Source organism: Kineobactrum salinum, assembly GCF_010669285.1.
Taxonomy (GTDB): Bacteria; Pseudomonadota; Gammaproteobacteria; order Pseudomonadales; family Halieaceae; genus Kineobactrum; species Kineobactrum salinum.
This window is the reverse complement of record NZ_CP048711.1, coordinates 590,235-604,126: the sequence shown is the minus strand read 5'-3', so window position 1 is coordinate 604,126 and position 13,892 is coordinate 590,235. Positions and strand designations below refer to the sequence as shown.

The following is a 13,892-nucleotide window of genomic DNA, read 5'->3' as shown; positions in this document are numbered from 1 at the left end:
CATTATGTAATGAATGACTTGCCCGGTTGGCCCGGCCGGGTGCGGCCATACTGCCTGCCGCAATGATACCCCCATGGGGGTGGTAGCCGGCCACTCAGGCAATGTTACACTTGTGGTCCTGGCCATCCTCACATGGAGAATTTCTATGCGTGACTATCTGCAGTTTTATATCAATGGTGAGTGGGTCGATCCGGCGCAGCCCAATCCGCACGACGTCATCAATCCGGCCACCGAGGAAGTCTGTGCCCGTATTTCGCTGGGTTCCGAAACCGACGTTGATCGCGCCGTGGCGGCCGCCAAAAAAGCCTTCGAGAGCTATGGCCGCAGTTCCCGCCAGGAACGTATCGAATTGCTGGAATCCTGCGTGGCCACCTACAAGAAATACCACAACGACATCGCCGATGCGGTGCGCGAGGAAATGGGGGCGCCACAGTCGCTGGCCGCGGGCGGCCAGACCCATGCGGGCCGGGGCCATCTCAAGGAAGCATTGCGGGTGCTGCGTGACTTCGCGTTCGAGGAAGACCTGGGTGAACACCGGGTCTTCAAGGAGCCCATCGGCGTTTGCGGCCTGATTACACCCTGGAACTGGCCGTTGAACCAGATCGGCTGCAAGGTTGCACCGGCGCTGGCGGTGGGCTGTACCATGATCCTCAAACCCAGTGAAGAGGCGCCGCTGTCGGCCTATCTTTTTGCCCAGGTCATGCACGAGGCCGGGGTACCCGCCGGTGTGTTCAACCTGGTCAATGGCGATGGGCCGGTAGTGGGTACCGCGCTGTCGAAGCATCCGGATGTGGACATGATGTCCTTCACCGGCTCCACCCGGGCCGGTTCACTGGTCGCCCAGAACGCGGCCCCCAGTGTGAAGCGTGTCACCCAGGAACTGGGCGGCAAATCGCCCAATATCATTCTTGACGATGCCGATCTGGAAGCCGCGGTGACCCAGGGTGTGTTGCACATGTACAACAACAGCGGCCAGTCCTGCAACGCACCTTCGCGCATGCTGGTGCCCGCTGCCAGGCTGGCGGAGGCGGAGGCCATTGCCGCGCGAGTGACCGAGTCCGTAGTGGTGGGCGATCCCAGTGCTGAAGGTACCACGATGGGGCCGGTGGTTTCCCGCTTGCAGTATGACAGGATTCAGGAGCTGATCCAGAAAGGGATAGACGAGGGAGCGCGGCTGGTGGTGGGTGGTCCGGGCCATCCCGAGGGTCTGGAGCGGGGCTACTTCGTGCGACCCACGGTGTTCTCGGGAGTGAACAATGATATGAGCATCGCCCGCGAGGAAATCTTCGGCCCGGTGCTGGTGATGATCCCTTACGAGGATGAGGAAGACGCGATCCGCATTGCCAACGATACACCCTATGGCCTGGCCGGTTATGTGCAGAGCGGAGACATCGAGCGGGCGCGCCGGGTGGCGGCCCGGATCAGGGCCGGCAATGTCCACATCAATGGCGCCAGTGGCGGCTTCAATGTGCCTTTTGGCGGTTTCAAGCAGTCCGGCAATGGTCGTGAGTGGGGTCACCATGGCTTTACCGACTTCCTTGAAATCAAGGCGGTTGAGGGCTTCGGCAGCTGACATGAGCGACTTCATCCTCGCCATTGATCAGGGCACCACCGGCACCACGGTGGCGCTGATGGATGTGCAGGGACAGCTGCGGGCCAGCGTGAATATCGAGTTCCCGCAACACTACCCGCGGCCGGGCTGGGTGGAACACGATGCGGCCGATATCTGGCGCACGGTGCAGCAGGGCATCCGCGCTGTGTTGCGCAAGCGGGTGTGCAAGGCCACTGATATTGCCGCCATCGGTATTACCAATCAGCGCGAGACGGCACTGCTGTGGGACCGCAAAAGTGGCGAGCCGCTGAACCGGGCCGTGGTCTGGCAGTGCCGGCGTACCACGGACTTCTGCGAGACCCTGAAGGCTGCGGGCCACGAAAAAATGGTCAAGCGCAAATCCGGCCTGGTGCTGGACCCGTATTTCTCCGCCACCAAGTTCCGCTGGCTGCTGCGCAATACCGGCGGCATCGGCCGCAAACTGAAGGCCGGACGGGTGGCTGCCGGTACCGTCGACAGCTTCCTGATCTGGCAGCTCAGCGGTGGCGAAGCTCATGTCAGCGACATCTCCAATGCCTCGCGCACCTCGCTGATGAACCTGCGTCGCTGCAGTTGGGACCGGGAGCTGATGGAGTTGTTCGAGCTGCCCGAGGGCATCCTGCCGGACATTGTGCCCTCCAGTGCGATACTGGCCCATACCCGCGGCGTCGCGGGCCTGCCGGACGGTATTCCGGTGGCGGGTGTCGCCGGGGACCAGCAGGCTGCGCTGTTCGGCCAGGCCTGCTTTGCGCCCGGGGATGCCAAGTGTACCTTCGGCACCGGCTCTTTCATCGTGATGAATACCGGTGCGGAGCTACTGCAGTCGCGCTCCGGCCTGCTCACCACTGCTGCCTGGCAGCTGGGAGAGCGGGCCCGGCCGGTCTATGCGCTGGAGGGCGGCGCCTTCATCTGCGGCGCCGCCGTACAGTGGCTGCGCGACGGGTTGCAGATCATTGCCCGGGCGGGCGACATCGAAGCGCTGGCGCGCTCGGTGAAGGACAGCGGCGGAGTGGAGTTCGTACCGGCGCTGACCGGCCTGGGCGCCCCTCACTGGGCGCCGGAGGCGCGCGGTACCCTGAGCGGTCTCACCCGGGGCAGCGGGCGCGGCCATATCGCCCGCGCCACACTGGATGCAATGGCACTGCAGAATGCGGACATCCTGCTGGCCATGGAGCGCGATCGGGGCAAACGCATGCGGCCGCTGCGAGTGGATGGCGGTGCCGCCGCCAACGACCTGCTGCTGCAGATCCAGGCCGACGTGCTGGGCCGCAAGCTGATCCGGCCCCGGGTCATCGAGACCACCGTGGCCGGTGCCTGCTATCTGGCCGGGCTGGGGTAGGGTTGTGGCAGGGGACAGCCGATATCCGCAAGATCTGGCAGGCCGAGCGCGAGTTCAGGGTTGCCATGCCGGCCGCGGCGCGGCGCCAGCGGCAGGCCTCCTGGCAGGCGGCGCTGGCCCGCACATTGTTGTGAGTTGAGATCCCACCGTGGCCGACATCATTGCATTTCGCAAACCCTCCTTGAAGGAGCAGCACAAGGGCAAGACCCTGTGTCGGCACGGCCACCACAAGTGGGAGGTTGACAAGGCCAGGCAGTTCGACGTCAAGCAGGGCCGGCTGGTGACCCTGTACCGCTGTGCCCGCTGTGGCAAGCAGCGGGTGCGGGCCGACTGAGGGCGGTGTGGGTCAGGTTCAGCGCAATTGTGGCCCGGTACACAGCTGCAAACCTGATTGCTGGTGGACACTGTTGCAAGCCATGGAATGGTAGCGAAGCGTTTGCCGGGAGGATGCGCTACGCTGTTGTCTGAGACGGCCCGGCCGTTGGTTTAGATACACATTATTGAAGAGGCGAGAACGATGACCCATATGATTTACCCTACCACCAACCTGACGGCCACCGAACAACTGGTGATCGAGCGCGGCGAAGGTGTTTATGTGTATGACAACCAGGGGCGCCAGTATCTGGAGGGCTTGAGTGGTTTGTGGTGTACCGCGCTGGGCTACGGCAACGAGGAGATCGTGGAGACCGCCGCCCGGCAGATGCGGACCCTGGCCTATTCCCACCTGTTCGGCGGCAAGACCCACCCGCCGCGATGGCGCTGGCGGACCAGCTCTCCGATATGGTGCCAATGACCGACGCCCGGGTGTTTCTGGGCAGCTCGGGTTCGGACGCCAACGATACCCTGGTGAAATTGATCCGCTACTATTTCAACGTTACCGGCAGGCCCGAAAAGCACAAGATCATCTCCCGCGAGCGGGCCTATCACGGGGTGACGATAGCCGCCGCCTCACTCACCGGGCTGGTACCCATCCACACCCACTTCAGCCTGCCCTTCGAGGCGCTGGGCATCCTGCGTACCGGTGCCCCGCACTTCTACCGCGATGGTCTGGCGGGGGAGACCGAGGAGGAGTTTGCCAGCCGCCGCGCCCGGGAACTGGAGGAGCTGATCCTGGCCGAGGGCCCGGAAACCATCGCTGCCTTCATTGCCGAGCCGGTGAGTGGCGCCGGCGGTGTGATCGTGCCACCGGCGGGCTATTTTGCCAAGATCCAGGCGGTGCTGAAGAAGTACGACATCCTGATGTGGGACGATGAAGTTATCTGCGGCTTTGGCCGGACCGGCGCCGATTTTGGCGCCACCAGTCTCGGCATCCAGCCGCAGCTGATGACGCTGGCCAAGGCGCTGTCCTCGGCCTATATGCCGGTCAGCGCGGCGCTGGTCACCGAGGACATGTACCAGGCGCTGGTGGAGCCCAGCGCCGAGGTGGGAATCTTTGGCCACGGCTATACCTATGGCGGTCATCCGGTGGCCTGCGCGGTGGCTTCCAAAGTGCTGGAGATCTACCAGCGTGACCGGTTGTTCGAGCGGGCCCGGGTGATGGGCGAGTACCTGCAGCGCAAGCTACAGGGCTTCGTTGACCATCCGTTGGTGGGGGAAGTGCGCGGCATGGGCATGATTGCCGCGCTGGAACTGGTGGCCAACAAGCAGACCCGCCAACCCTTTGCCGACAACTCGGTCGGCGGTTTCTGCCAGCAGCGCTGCCAGGAACACGGACTGATCGTGCGCGCGCTGGGTGGCAACAGCGTCGCGCTGTGTCCCCCACTGATCATCAGCGAGGCGCAGGTGGATGAACTGGTGGAGAAACTGGGCCGCGCGCTGGAAGATACCCTGGCTCACGTCACCGCCCGGCAACTGCTGGTGGCCTGATCGGAAGTTGGGGTCGCCGTCGATGGCGACCCCGGTTCGGATCGCGTTCAGCGATCCAGGCCGCCCATCAGCATGTATTTGATTTCGACGTAGTCGTCGATGCCGTACTTGGAGCCCTCCCGGCCGGAACCCGATTCCTTGACCCCGCCGAATGGCGCCATCTCGTTGGAGATGATGCCTTCATTGATGCCGACGATGCCGTAATCCAGCGCCTCCGCCACCCGCCATACCCGGCCGATATCGCGGGTATAGAAATAGGAGGCCAGCCCGAACTCGGTATCATTGGCCATCGCGATGGCTTCCTCCTCGGTATGAAAGCGCACCACCGGCGCCACTGGGCCGAAGATCTCGTTGCGGAACACCGCCATTTGCGAGGTGACCTCGGTGAGAATGGTAGGCTGGTAGAAGCAGCCACCCAGGTCATGGGGCCACCGCCCAGCGCGATCTTCGCGCCGGCGCCGACCGAGGCCTGCACCAGCTGATCCACATCCTTCACCGCGCCGCTGTTGACCAGCGGGCCCAGCGTGATGCCGTTCTCCAGGCCATTGCCGACAACCAGCTCAGATGTGGCCTTGACCAGCTTGGTGACAAATTCGTCGTAGACTGAATCCTGTACCAGCATCCGGTTGGAGCAGACGCAGGTCTGGCCCGAGTTGCGGTACTTGGAGATCATCGCGCCCTGTACTGCGGCATCCAGGTCGGCGTCCTCGAACACGATGAACGGTGCATTGCCGCCCAGTTCCATGGAGGTTTTTTTCATGGTCTCGGCGCACTGCGCTTCCAGCATCTTGCCCACCGGCGTCGAGCCGGTAAACGTCAGCTTGCGCACGATCGGATTGGAGGTCAGTTCGCCACCGATCGCGGAGGAGCTGCCGGCGAGCACATTGAGCACTCCCGCCGGAACTCCGGCGCGCTCGGCCAGTACTGCCATCGCGAAGGCTGACAGTGGAGTTTCGGTGGCCGGCTTGATGACGATGCTGCAACCGGCCGCCAGTGCGGGGGCCGCCTTGCGGGCAATCATTGCATTGGGGAAATTCCAGGGGTGATTGCCGCCACCACACCTACCGGCTGCTTGATGCAGACGATGCGCTTGTCGGCGGAGGGCCCCGGGATGACGTCGCCATCTATGCGTTTGGCCTGTTCGCCGAACCATTCGACAAACGCGGCGCCGTAGGCCACCTCACCGCGGGACTCGGCCAGCACCTTGCCCTGCTCCGCAGTCATGATAATGGCCAGGTCTTCCTGGTTCGCCATCATCAGGTCGAACCATTTGCGCAGGATCTGGGCGCGTTGCTTGGCGGCCAGTTTTTTCCAGTCGTCCATCGCGCGCTGCGCCGCTTCGATCGCGCGCCGGGTTTCCGCTGCCCCGGTTTTGGCGACCTCGGCAATGACGTCGCCGTTGGCAGGATTGCGGACGCTGAAGGTCGCACCGTCATCCGCGTCCACCCACTGGCCGTCGATATAGGCGCGGGTTTGCAGCAAGCTGGGGTCTGTCAGAGGCAGGCTCATGGTTCGGGTCCTTTTTCGGCGATGAATGGAAGGTGGCAGCACGTAATTGCGCGGCAAAGTCCAGGGTTGATTATGACATGTCAGCTGCGGGGAGTCCCGCTGTCACTGCATTCACTATAGCGATTTTTAGCGATGCCAGCCTGTCTTCGCACCGCTGTCAGCGCTGCGTTCAATGCGCTTGCCGGTGACGCGGCCGGCCCAGCCCATGCTTGCGCACCAGCCCGCGCAGCTGGTCATAGCTGAGCTTGAGCGCTCGCGCGGTGCGGCGCTGGTTATGCTCGTTGGCGGCCAGTGCCCGCAGCAGTAAATCCCGCTCGATTTCCCGCATCCGGGTGCTGAAGTCCGTGGCCGCAAAAACTGCAACCGGTGGCACTTCGCTGCTGTCGGGTTGACTGTCAGCAGCTGCCGTTTCGCTGGCAACGGGCTCGGGGTAGGGCGAGCGGAACGGGTCGAGCACGATGCTGGCAACCGCCGTATCGGGGTCTTCCCAGCGATGCAGCGAGCGCTCCACGGCATTTTTCAGCTCCCGGATATTGCCGGGCCAGCTGTGTGCCTGCAGCGTTGCCAGTGCCTCTTCGGCAAACCCGGGAAACAGTTCCCAGCCCAGTTCCTGGCACATCTGAATGGCGAAGTGCCGGGCCAGTTCGGGTATATCCTCGGGCCGCTGGGCCAGCGCGGGGAGATGGATTACATCGAAACTGAGACGATCCAGCAGATCTGCCCGGAACTCGCCGGCGGCCACCTGGGCACGCAGATCGCTGTTGGTGGCGGCGACCACCCGCACATCCGCCTGCAGCGTCTGCTGCCCGCCCAGGCGCTCGAATTCCCCGTACTCGGCCAGGCGCAGCAGCTTTTCCTGTAGCCGCAGGGACATGCTCCCGAGTTCATCCAGAAACAGCGTACCGCCGTCGGCCCGCTCAAAGCGGCCCTGACGCAGCCGGCTGGCGCCGGTAAATGCGCCGGGTTCATGGCCAAACAGTTCCGACTCCAGCAGCGGTTCGGCCAGGGCGGCGCAATTCACTTTCACCAGCGGCGCATCCCAGCGTGGCGACAGGAAATGCAAACGCTCTGCCACCAATTCCTTGCCGGTACCGCGGGCACCGAAGATCAGCACCGGCCGGTTGATGGCGGCCAGCCGGGAAACCTGCTCCAGCGCCTGGGCCAGCGCGGCGGACTCTCCGATTATGCTTTCGCCTGTTTTCATGAGGTCAAATATACCAACTTATGAGGTTTTATATACTATTTAATGAGGCTGAATATACCAATAATCGAGATGGCAGGCTGGACTCAGCACACCCTTTTGAGGAGAAAATCATTTAGAAACAGTAGGTTGAAAGTTATGGCACGATTTCTGTAAAGAACAGGGCATTGGCCGGGTAGCGGCTGTCACGGGGCAGGTTGCCCCAGAGGGAGAGAAACCATGGGTATATTTTCGCGGATGACAGACATCATCAATTCCAATATCAATTCGCTGCTGGACCAGGCCGAGGACCCCCAGAAGATGATCCGGCTGATTATCCAGGAAATGGAAGATACCCTGGTGGAGGTCCGCAGTTCCTCCGCCAAGGTGCTGGCAGACCGCAAGGCGGCCGCGCGCCGGCTGGAGCAGGTGCAGGAGGATGCTGCCAGCTGGGAGCGCAAGGCGAGGCTGGCACTGGGCAAGGGACGGGAAGATCTGGCCCGGGCCGCGCTGCAGGAGAAGCAGGCGATCGAGGACGAAGTGGAGGCGGTGGCGCAGGAGCTCAAGGCCACCGACGAGCATATCGCCCAACTGGCTCACGAAATCGCTCAGCTGCAGCAGAAACTGGGGGATGCCAAGGCGCGCCAGCAGGCCATGCTGATGCGCAGCCAGACGGTGGAATCGCGGATCAAGGTCAAGCGGCAGGTGCAGCGGGAGGCCCTGGACTCGGCATTCCAGCGCTTTGAGCATTTCGAGCGGCGGATGGACAACCTGGAAAGCCAGCTGGAATCCATGGATATCGGCCGCGAAGTGCCACCGGACCTGGCGGCGGAGATCGACGCGTTGCAGGAGGACGAGCGCATTTCCGAGGAATTGCAGCGGCTCAAGCGTGAACTGGGTGAAAAGGGCGAGAACTCGCAAAACTCCGGCGGCTTGGCCTAGACAAAACGACGTGGCAGCATGGCGTTGATCGCATCGCTGCCTGAGGAAAATAACCATGCAATTCTGGCAATTCATGTTTGTGCCGACGATCCTGTTTCTGGTGATCGTCGCGCCAATCTGGATCACTATGCACTACCGCAGTGTCAACCGGTCCTCCCGCAGCCTGAACACGGAAGACCGGCAAACCATCGAGCATATGCTGGCCACCGTCGACAAACTGGTGGAAAGGATAGGGGTACTGGAGACCATTCTCGATGCCGACCACCCCGACTGGCGCTACCAGGTCGATCACCGCGAACAGCACAGGGAGTAGCACATGAGCAGAACCCGGTACCATGATCGTCACTACCGCCGCGATGGCAACCGCAGTTTCTGGCATCAGTTTCGCGGCTTCCGCCAGCGCCGGGCCGCCGGTTGGGGCATGAACCTCTACCGCAATACCCCGGATGGCAAGATCGCTGGCGTCAGTGCCGGCCTGGCAGATCATTTCGACGTCGCCCATTGGGTAGTGCGCCTGTTGTGGGTGGCGGCCTTCCTGTTTACCGGCACCCTGGCGCTGTGGGCGTATGTCGGTGCCTGGATATTGCTGTCGCCACGGCCCCGCCGCTACAGCGACCTGGATGGCGAGCTGCCGCCGGACGATCCCGAGCCGGGGCCGGAGGTGGAGATGGAATATGATGAGCGCCATCACCACTACCGTCCGCGCAAGGTGTTTCGCTACAGCGAGCCCGGCAGTGTGCGCCTGCGCCGGGCCCGCGAGCGGCTCGATGCAGCGCTGCAGCGGGTAGAGACGATGGAATCCTATGTCACTTCGCGCCAGTATGAATTGAACAAGGAGATCTCCAGGCTCTGATTGGCCCGGTGTGGCCTGCGGAGCCGGTCGGACGGCCCGCCGGTAGCCCGCTACCGGATTTGCTGTAGCGTGTTGGTCTTCGGGGCCGGTTGGGGCATTATGGGAGGGCAACAGCCGTCGTCGTGCGGTTGTCCGCTTCTCCAAGCCGGGGCCACACAGACTATGGCGCTTGATCTGGATCCAGCCATGTTGTTCGAGAACCATCCGGATGCCATGTGGATCTACGACCTCGATTCCCTGCGCTTTCTCGCCGTCAATGATGCCGCCATCCAGCGCTACGGCTATTCCCGGGACGAGTTCCTGGCAATGACGGTGCGGGATATCCGCCCGCAGGAAGATGTCCCTCGGTTGCTGGAAAATATCAAACTGGTATCACCAGGGCTTGATCAGGCGGGTACCTGGCGCCATCGGCTGAAATCCGGCGAGCTCATTTTTGTCGATATCAGCAGCCATCTGCTTGAGTACCAGGGGCGTCAGGCCGAGCTGGTATCCGCCCGGGATCTGACCCGCCAGCGGGAGCTGGAACGGGAGCGGCGGCGCCTGCTGGAGCGCGAGCAGCAGCTGCGCCGGACTGCGGAAGCGTCGGCCCAACATTTTCAGGGACTGTTCGAGTCGGTGCCGGGCAATTTTCTGGTACTCAGTCCGCTCGACTTCATGATCGTGGCGGTCAGTGACGCTTATCTTGCGAGCACGATGACGCGGCGCGAAGACCTCAAGGGGCGCCTGTTGCGGGACGTGCTTCCCGTCAACCCGGCCGATCCGCAAGCCGATGGCCCGCGCAAGCTGCTGGCATCGCTGGAACAGGTCAAGACCAGCGGGGTGACGGATATCATGGCGGTGCAGCGCCACCCGGTCCAGCGTCCCGACCACCGGGCGGCGGCTATGAGGAGCGCTACTGGAGTTCGGTCAATACCCCGGTGCGGGGACCCGAGGGCGAGCTGGTCTACATCATTCATCGCACTGAGGACGTGACCGACTTTGTAGTCGGCGAGGGCAGGAGCGCCGCCAGCATGCGGGCGCTGCGGGATATCGAACAGCGGGACGCCTTGCTGGAGCTTGATATTCTGCTGCGTTCCCGCGAACTGAAGGCCGCCAACAACCGTTTGTTGGAGCAGGAGGCCAACCTGCGGACGGCGCAACGTTTGCTGGGCCTGGGGCTGTGGAAACGAAACATAGATACAGGCGAGTGGAGCTGGTCCGACGATATTTACCGGATGTACGGTATTTCCAAGTCTGATTATAACAGCACCAACGAGGCCTACCGGGCGCTTGTTCACCCTGACGACCGGGAGACCATGTTGGCGAGCATGAAAGCCTACAATGCCTGCCCCGGCCCCCATTTTGAATTCCAGCACCGCATCATCCGGCCCGACGGCAAGGTGGTCCATCTGCGGGGAATCGGCGAGTATACTGAAACCGGTGATGGCCGTATCCTGACCGGTGTTCTGCAGGATGTAACTGCTGAAATCGAGGCGGCCGCCCGGTTGGACGGAGTCACCCGTCTGCAGCGGTTGGCAGGTCGCGCGGCTCATCTGGGTGGCTGGCGCGCGGACCTGGACACCGATACGGTGCAGTGGACCGAGGAAACAGCGCTGATCCACGAAATGCCAGGCAGGTACCTGCACACCGTGGACGCTGCCATCGCTTACTATGAACCAGTGTACCGGGGACGTTTGCGTGAGCAGCTGGCTCGCTGCGTGGAACGGGGAGAGGCTTTCGACAATGTAATGCAGCTGACCACCGCGAACGGGAACCGGCGCTGGGTACATATTATAGGCGAGGCTGAGTACGACCATGGGCGGGCACTGCCAGTGCCGTGCGCGGCGCCTTGCAGGACATTACCGAACTGGTGCAGGCGCGGGAACAGTCCGAGGCGCTGTCGCAGCGGCTGCACCAGACCCTGGACAGCATGAGCGACGCCTTCGTGCTGCTCGATCACGAAGTCTGCTTTGCCTACGTCAACCGTAAAGCTGAGCAGTTGCTGCGTCGCCCGAAACAGGCGCTGCTGGGCGCTGCCATAGGGACGTGTTTCCCGAGACCCGTTCGCCCGATATTCGTGGGAAATTTGAACGCGCCCTGGCCAGCGGCAACAGTGCAAGCTTCACGTTTTATTTTGCCGCGCTGGAGGCCTGGTTCCTGGCCAATTTCTATCCGGGGCCGGAAGGGCTGGCGATCTACTTCCGCGATGTGTCCAGGGAACGGGACCGGGAACAGCAATTGCAGGAACGGATGAAGGAACTGCACTGCCTCTATCTGGTATCCTCCCTGAGTGCCGACCAGCATCGCCCCATTGAGAAAGTGCTGGAAGACATTGTCGCGGTGGTGCCCGCGGCCCTGGTTCACAGCGACTTGGCGATGGCGCGTATCTGTCATGATGAAACAGAGTTTCTCAGTGACGGTTGGTCTGAGCCCGAGCTGGCGACACGGGTCGCCATTTTCCAGGGCAATCAGGAGAAAGGCTGGGTTGAAATCGCTTATCCCGCAACCGTCGAGCCGGCGCCGGGCGAGGGTTCACCGTTTCTGCCGGAAGAGCGGGAAATGCTCAACGTCATCGCGATTCATGTCAGCCAGATGCTGGCCAACCGCGAGGCGTCCCAGCGCCTGGCACAGTCTGAAAGACTCAGCGCGATCGGTCAATTGACCGGCGGTGTGGCACATGATTTCAACAATCTGCTGACAGTCATTCTCGGCAATGCGGAACTGCTCAAGGAGCAGCTCACGGACCGCCAGCCACTGCAGGCACTGGCAGAGATAACTGCGACTGCGGCTGCCCGTGGTGCGGAGCTGACCAATCGCCTGCTGGCCTTCTCCCGGCGCCAGGCACTGGAGCCGCAGGTGGTGGACGTCAATCGTCTGATTGCGGACATGGAGGGCATGCTGCGGCGAGCGCTGATGGAGGACATCGATTTCGAACTGGTGCGGGCCGGCGGCCTCTGGCTCACCGAAGTCGATCCCGGCCAACTGGAGTCCGCCCTGCTCAACCTGGCAATCAATGCCCGCGACGCCATGCCGGGTGGTGGCCACCTGACCGTGGAAACCGCCAATGCCATGCTGGATGACGCCTACGCGGACGAACACCATGAGGTCAAGAGCGGGCAGTATGTGCTGGTGTCGGTTTCCGATACTGGCACAGGCATGCCCGGAGAGATAGTGAGCCGCGCGTTTGAGCCGTTTTTTACCACCAAGTCATTGGGCAAGGGCAGTGGCCTGGGCCTCAGCATGGTGTACGGTTTCGTCAAACAGTCGGGCGGCCATGCCAAGATTTATTCCGAGCCGGGTGAGGGCACGACGGTAAAGCTGTATTTTCCCCGGCACGATGGCGGCAGTGAGTCGCTTCCCGACCCGGAGCCGGCAACTACCGTGACCGGTGGCCGGGAACATGTGCTGGTGGTGGAGGACAATGACCTGGTGCGCCAGTACGTGATCAGTCTGCTGCAGGGGCTGGGCTACCGGGTCACCAGTGCCGGTTCGGGCCCCGAGGCCGTCCACATCCTGCAGGAATCAGCCGATATCGATCTGTTGTTTACCGATGTGGTGATGCCGGGCGGCATGAACGGCAGGGAGCTGGCGGATACTGCATACCAGTTGCATCCCGGTATCCGGGTCCTGTTTACTTCCGGTTATACAGAAAATGCCATCGTCCATCACGGTCGGCTGGACCGGGGTGTGCAGTTGCTCAGCAAGCCCTACCGTCGCCAGGAGCTGGCGACCAAACTGCGCAAGGTACTGGACGAGGCGGAGTAGTCAGCCAGCCGCCTGTTCCAGCGCCCGCGCATGAAAACCGATATGGCTGCCCACGAAGCTGGCGATGAAATAATAGCTGTGGTCATAGCCCGGGTGGCGCCGAATCGTGGCTTCATAGCTGTTTTCCTGGCAGGCCTGTTCCAGCAGCTCTGTTTTCAGTTGCGATTCCAGAAAATTATCGGCTTCGCCCTGGTCGATCAGCATGGGCAGTTGCGGTGCGCCCGCGGCGATCAGTTCACAACTGTCATAGGCTTTCCACGCCTCCCGGTCGGGGCCCAGGTAATGGCTGAAGGCCTTTTCCCCCCAGGGACAGCGCGTGGGCGCCACGATCGGTGCAAACGCCGATACCGAGGCGTAGCGCGCGGGATTGTGCAGAGCGATCACCAGAGCGCCGTGGCCGCCCATTGAATGACCGAATATCGAGCTGCGTTCGGGGTCCACCGGAAATGCTTCCGGCAGCAGTTCCGGCAACTCGTCGGTGATGTAGTCATACATGCGATAATGTCGCTGCCAGGGATCCTGGCTGGCGTTGAGATAGAAGCCGGCACCGAGGCCGAGATCCCAGCTGCCCTCGGGATCATCGGGAACATCATCGCCGCGGGGGCTGGTATCCGGGGCCACGATGGCAACCCCGTGCTCGGCCGCGTAGCGCTGGGCGCCCGCCTTCTGGACGAAGTTTTCGTCGGTGCAGGTCAGGCCCGACAGCCAATACAGCAACGGGACCGGTTCCCGCGCTGCCTGCGGTGGCAGGTAGATCGCACCGTGCATGTCGCAATCGAGCGTTTCCGCCCGATGTCTGAAGCGCAGTTGACGCCCTTCGAAACAACGATTTTCCGTAATGATTTCCAGACTCATGAGAACTCCGCTC

At 62.5% G+C, this 13,892-nt stretch carries 14 protein-coding genes and 1 pseudogene; 12 read left to right on the top strand and 3 right to left on the bottom strand.

The window, feature by feature from the left end; genetic code table 11:
* Positions 1 to 145: 145 nt before the first annotated feature.
* The 6 genes from G3T16_RS02670 to G3T16_RS02655 all read left to right on the top strand — a co-directional run bounded on the left by G3T16_RS02670 (position 146) and on the right by G3T16_RS02655 (position 4,796).
* Positions 146 to 1,573, top strand: a complete 1,428-nt coding sequence (locus tag G3T16_RS02670; protein ID WP_163493712.1) for an aldehyde dehydrogenase family protein — start codon at positions 146 to 148, stop codon at positions 1,571 to 1,573.
* Between the two features lies 1 nt (position 1,574).
* Entirely contained in the window at positions 1,575 to 2,930 is a 1,356-nt protein-coding gene (gene glpK, locus G3T16_RS02665; protein WP_232059238.1) for a glycerol kinase GlpK, read from the top strand.
* Positions 2,931 to 2,932: 2 nt separating this feature from the next.
* Positions 2,933 to 3,064 carry a hypothetical protein gene (locus G3T16_RS22335; RefSeq protein WP_269473259.1) on the top strand — a complete coding sequence of 44 codons (132 nt, stop codon included), beginning with the start codon at positions 2,933 to 2,935 and terminating at the stop codon, positions 3,062 to 3,064.
* A gap of 14 nt (positions 3,065 to 3,078) precedes the next feature.
* Positions 3,079 to 3,264, top strand: a complete 186-nt coding sequence (locus tag G3T16_RS02660; RefSeq protein ID WP_163493711.1) for a hypothetical protein — start codon at positions 3,079 to 3,081, stop codon at positions 3,262 to 3,264.
* A 183-nt stretch (positions 3,265 to 3,447) separates the two neighbouring features.
* Positions 3,448 to 3,723 carry an aminotransferase class III-fold pyridoxal phosphate-dependent enzyme gene (locus tag G3T16_RS22690; protein WP_332102850.1) on the top strand — a complete coding sequence of 92 codons (276 nt, stop codon included), beginning with the start codon at positions 3,448 to 3,450 and terminating at the stop codon, positions 3,721 to 3,723.
* A complete protein-coding gene (locus G3T16_RS02655) occupies positions 3,684 to 4,796 on the top strand; it encodes an aminotransferase class III-fold pyridoxal phosphate-dependent enzyme (protein WP_332102849.1) in 1,113 nt (370 codons plus the stop codon). The genes G3T16_RS22690 and G3T16_RS02655 overlap by 40 nt, the downstream gene beginning before the upstream one ends.
* 47 nt (positions 4,797 to 4,843) lie before the next feature.
* Here the strand turns inward: G3T16_RS02655 and G3T16_RS02650 are convergent.
* Positions 4,844 to 6,305, bottom strand: a pseudogene (locus tag G3T16_RS02650) (succinate-semialdehyde dehydrogenase).
* Between the two features lie 169 nt (positions 6,306 to 6,474).
* Positions 6,475 to 7,509, bottom strand: coding sequence for a phage shock protein operon transcriptional activator (gene pspF, locus G3T16_RS02645; RefSeq protein WP_163493710.1), 1,035 nt, complete (start codon positions 7,507 to 7,509; stop codon positions 6,475 to 6,477).
* A 216-nt stretch (positions 7,510 to 7,725) separates the two neighbouring features.
* Between pspF and pspA the strand changes: the two genes are divergently transcribed.
* From pspA to G3T16_RS02615, 6 genes are all read left to right on the top strand, one after another.
* Positions 7,726 to 8,427, top strand: coding sequence for a phage shock protein PspA (pspA, locus tag G3T16_RS02640; protein ID WP_163493709.1), 702 nt, complete (start codon positions 7,726 to 7,728; stop codon positions 8,425 to 8,427).
* A gap of 55 nt (positions 8,428 to 8,482) precedes the next feature.
* Positions 8,483 to 8,740: an envelope stress response membrane protein PspB gene (gene pspB / locus G3T16_RS02635; protein WP_163493708.1), complete on the top strand. Its 258-nt coding sequence runs from the start codon at positions 8,483 to 8,485 to the stop codon at positions 8,738 to 8,740.
* Positions 8,741 to 8,743: 3 nt separating this feature from the next.
* Positions 8,744 to 9,280, top strand: coding sequence for a PspC domain-containing protein (locus tag G3T16_RS02630; RefSeq protein WP_163493707.1), 537 nt, complete (start codon positions 8,744 to 8,746; stop codon positions 9,278 to 9,280).
* A 162-nt stretch (positions 9,281 to 9,442) separates the two neighbouring features.
* A complete protein-coding gene (locus tag G3T16_RS02625; protein ID WP_163493706.1) occupies positions 9,443 to 10,252 on the top strand; it encodes a PAS domain S-box protein in 810 nt (269 codons plus the stop codon).
* Complete coding sequence (locus G3T16_RS02620; RefSeq protein WP_163493705.1) at positions 10,198 to 11,193, top strand: PAS domain-containing protein; 996 nt, start codon at positions 10,198 to 10,200, stop codon at positions 11,191 to 11,193. Before G3T16_RS02625 ends, G3T16_RS02620 begins: the two co-directional genes overlap by 55 nt.
* A gap of 112 nt (positions 11,194 to 11,305) precedes the next feature.
* Positions 11,306 to 13,024: an ATP-binding protein gene (locus G3T16_RS02615; RefSeq protein WP_163493704.1), complete on the top strand. Its 1,719-nt coding sequence runs from the start codon at positions 11,306 to 11,308 to the stop codon at positions 13,022 to 13,024.
* Here G3T16_RS02615 and fghA read toward each other — a convergent pair whose 3' ends face one another.
* Positions 13,025 to 13,873 carry an S-formylglutathione hydrolase gene (fghA, locus tag G3T16_RS02610; protein ID WP_197912007.1) on the bottom strand — a complete coding sequence of 283 codons (849 nt, stop codon included), beginning with the start codon at positions 13,871 to 13,873 and terminating at the stop codon, positions 13,025 to 13,027. It abuts the gene before it with no gap.
* Positions 13,874 to 13,892: the final 19 nt, after the last annotated feature.

Coding starts and splice junctions, on each gene's coding strand:
- pspB (WP_163493708.1), top strand. CDS start 8,483: ATGCAATTCTGGCAATTCATGTTTGTGCCGACGATCCTGTTTCTGGTG.
- pspF (WP_163493710.1), bottom strand. CDS start 7,509: ATGAAAACAGGCGAAAGCATAATCGGAGAGTCCGCCGCGCTGGCCCAG.
- G3T16_RS02670 (WP_163493712.1), top strand. CDS start 146: ATGCGTGACTATCTGCAGTTTTATATCAATGGTGAGTGGGTCGATCCG.
- G3T16_RS22690 (WP_332102850.1), top strand. CDS start 3,448: ATGACCCATATGATTTACCCTACCACCAACCTGACGGCCACCGAACAA.
- G3T16_RS02625 (WP_163493706.1), top strand. CDS start 9,443: ATGGCGCTTGATCTGGATCCAGCCATGTTGTTCGAGAACCATCCGGAT.
- pspA (WP_163493709.1), top strand. CDS start 7,726: ATGGGTATATTTTCGCGGATGACAGACATCATCAATTCCAATATCAAT.
- G3T16_RS02655 (WP_332102849.1), top strand. CDS start 3,684: ATGGCGCTGGCGGACCAGCTCTCCGATATGGTGCCAATGACCGACGCC.
- glpK (WP_232059238.1), top strand. CDS start 1,575: ATGAGCGACTTCATCCTCGCCATTGATCAGGGCACCACCGGCACCACG.
- G3T16_RS02630 (WP_163493707.1), top strand. CDS start 8,744: ATGAGCAGAACCCGGTACCATGATCGTCACTACCGCCGCGATGGCAAC.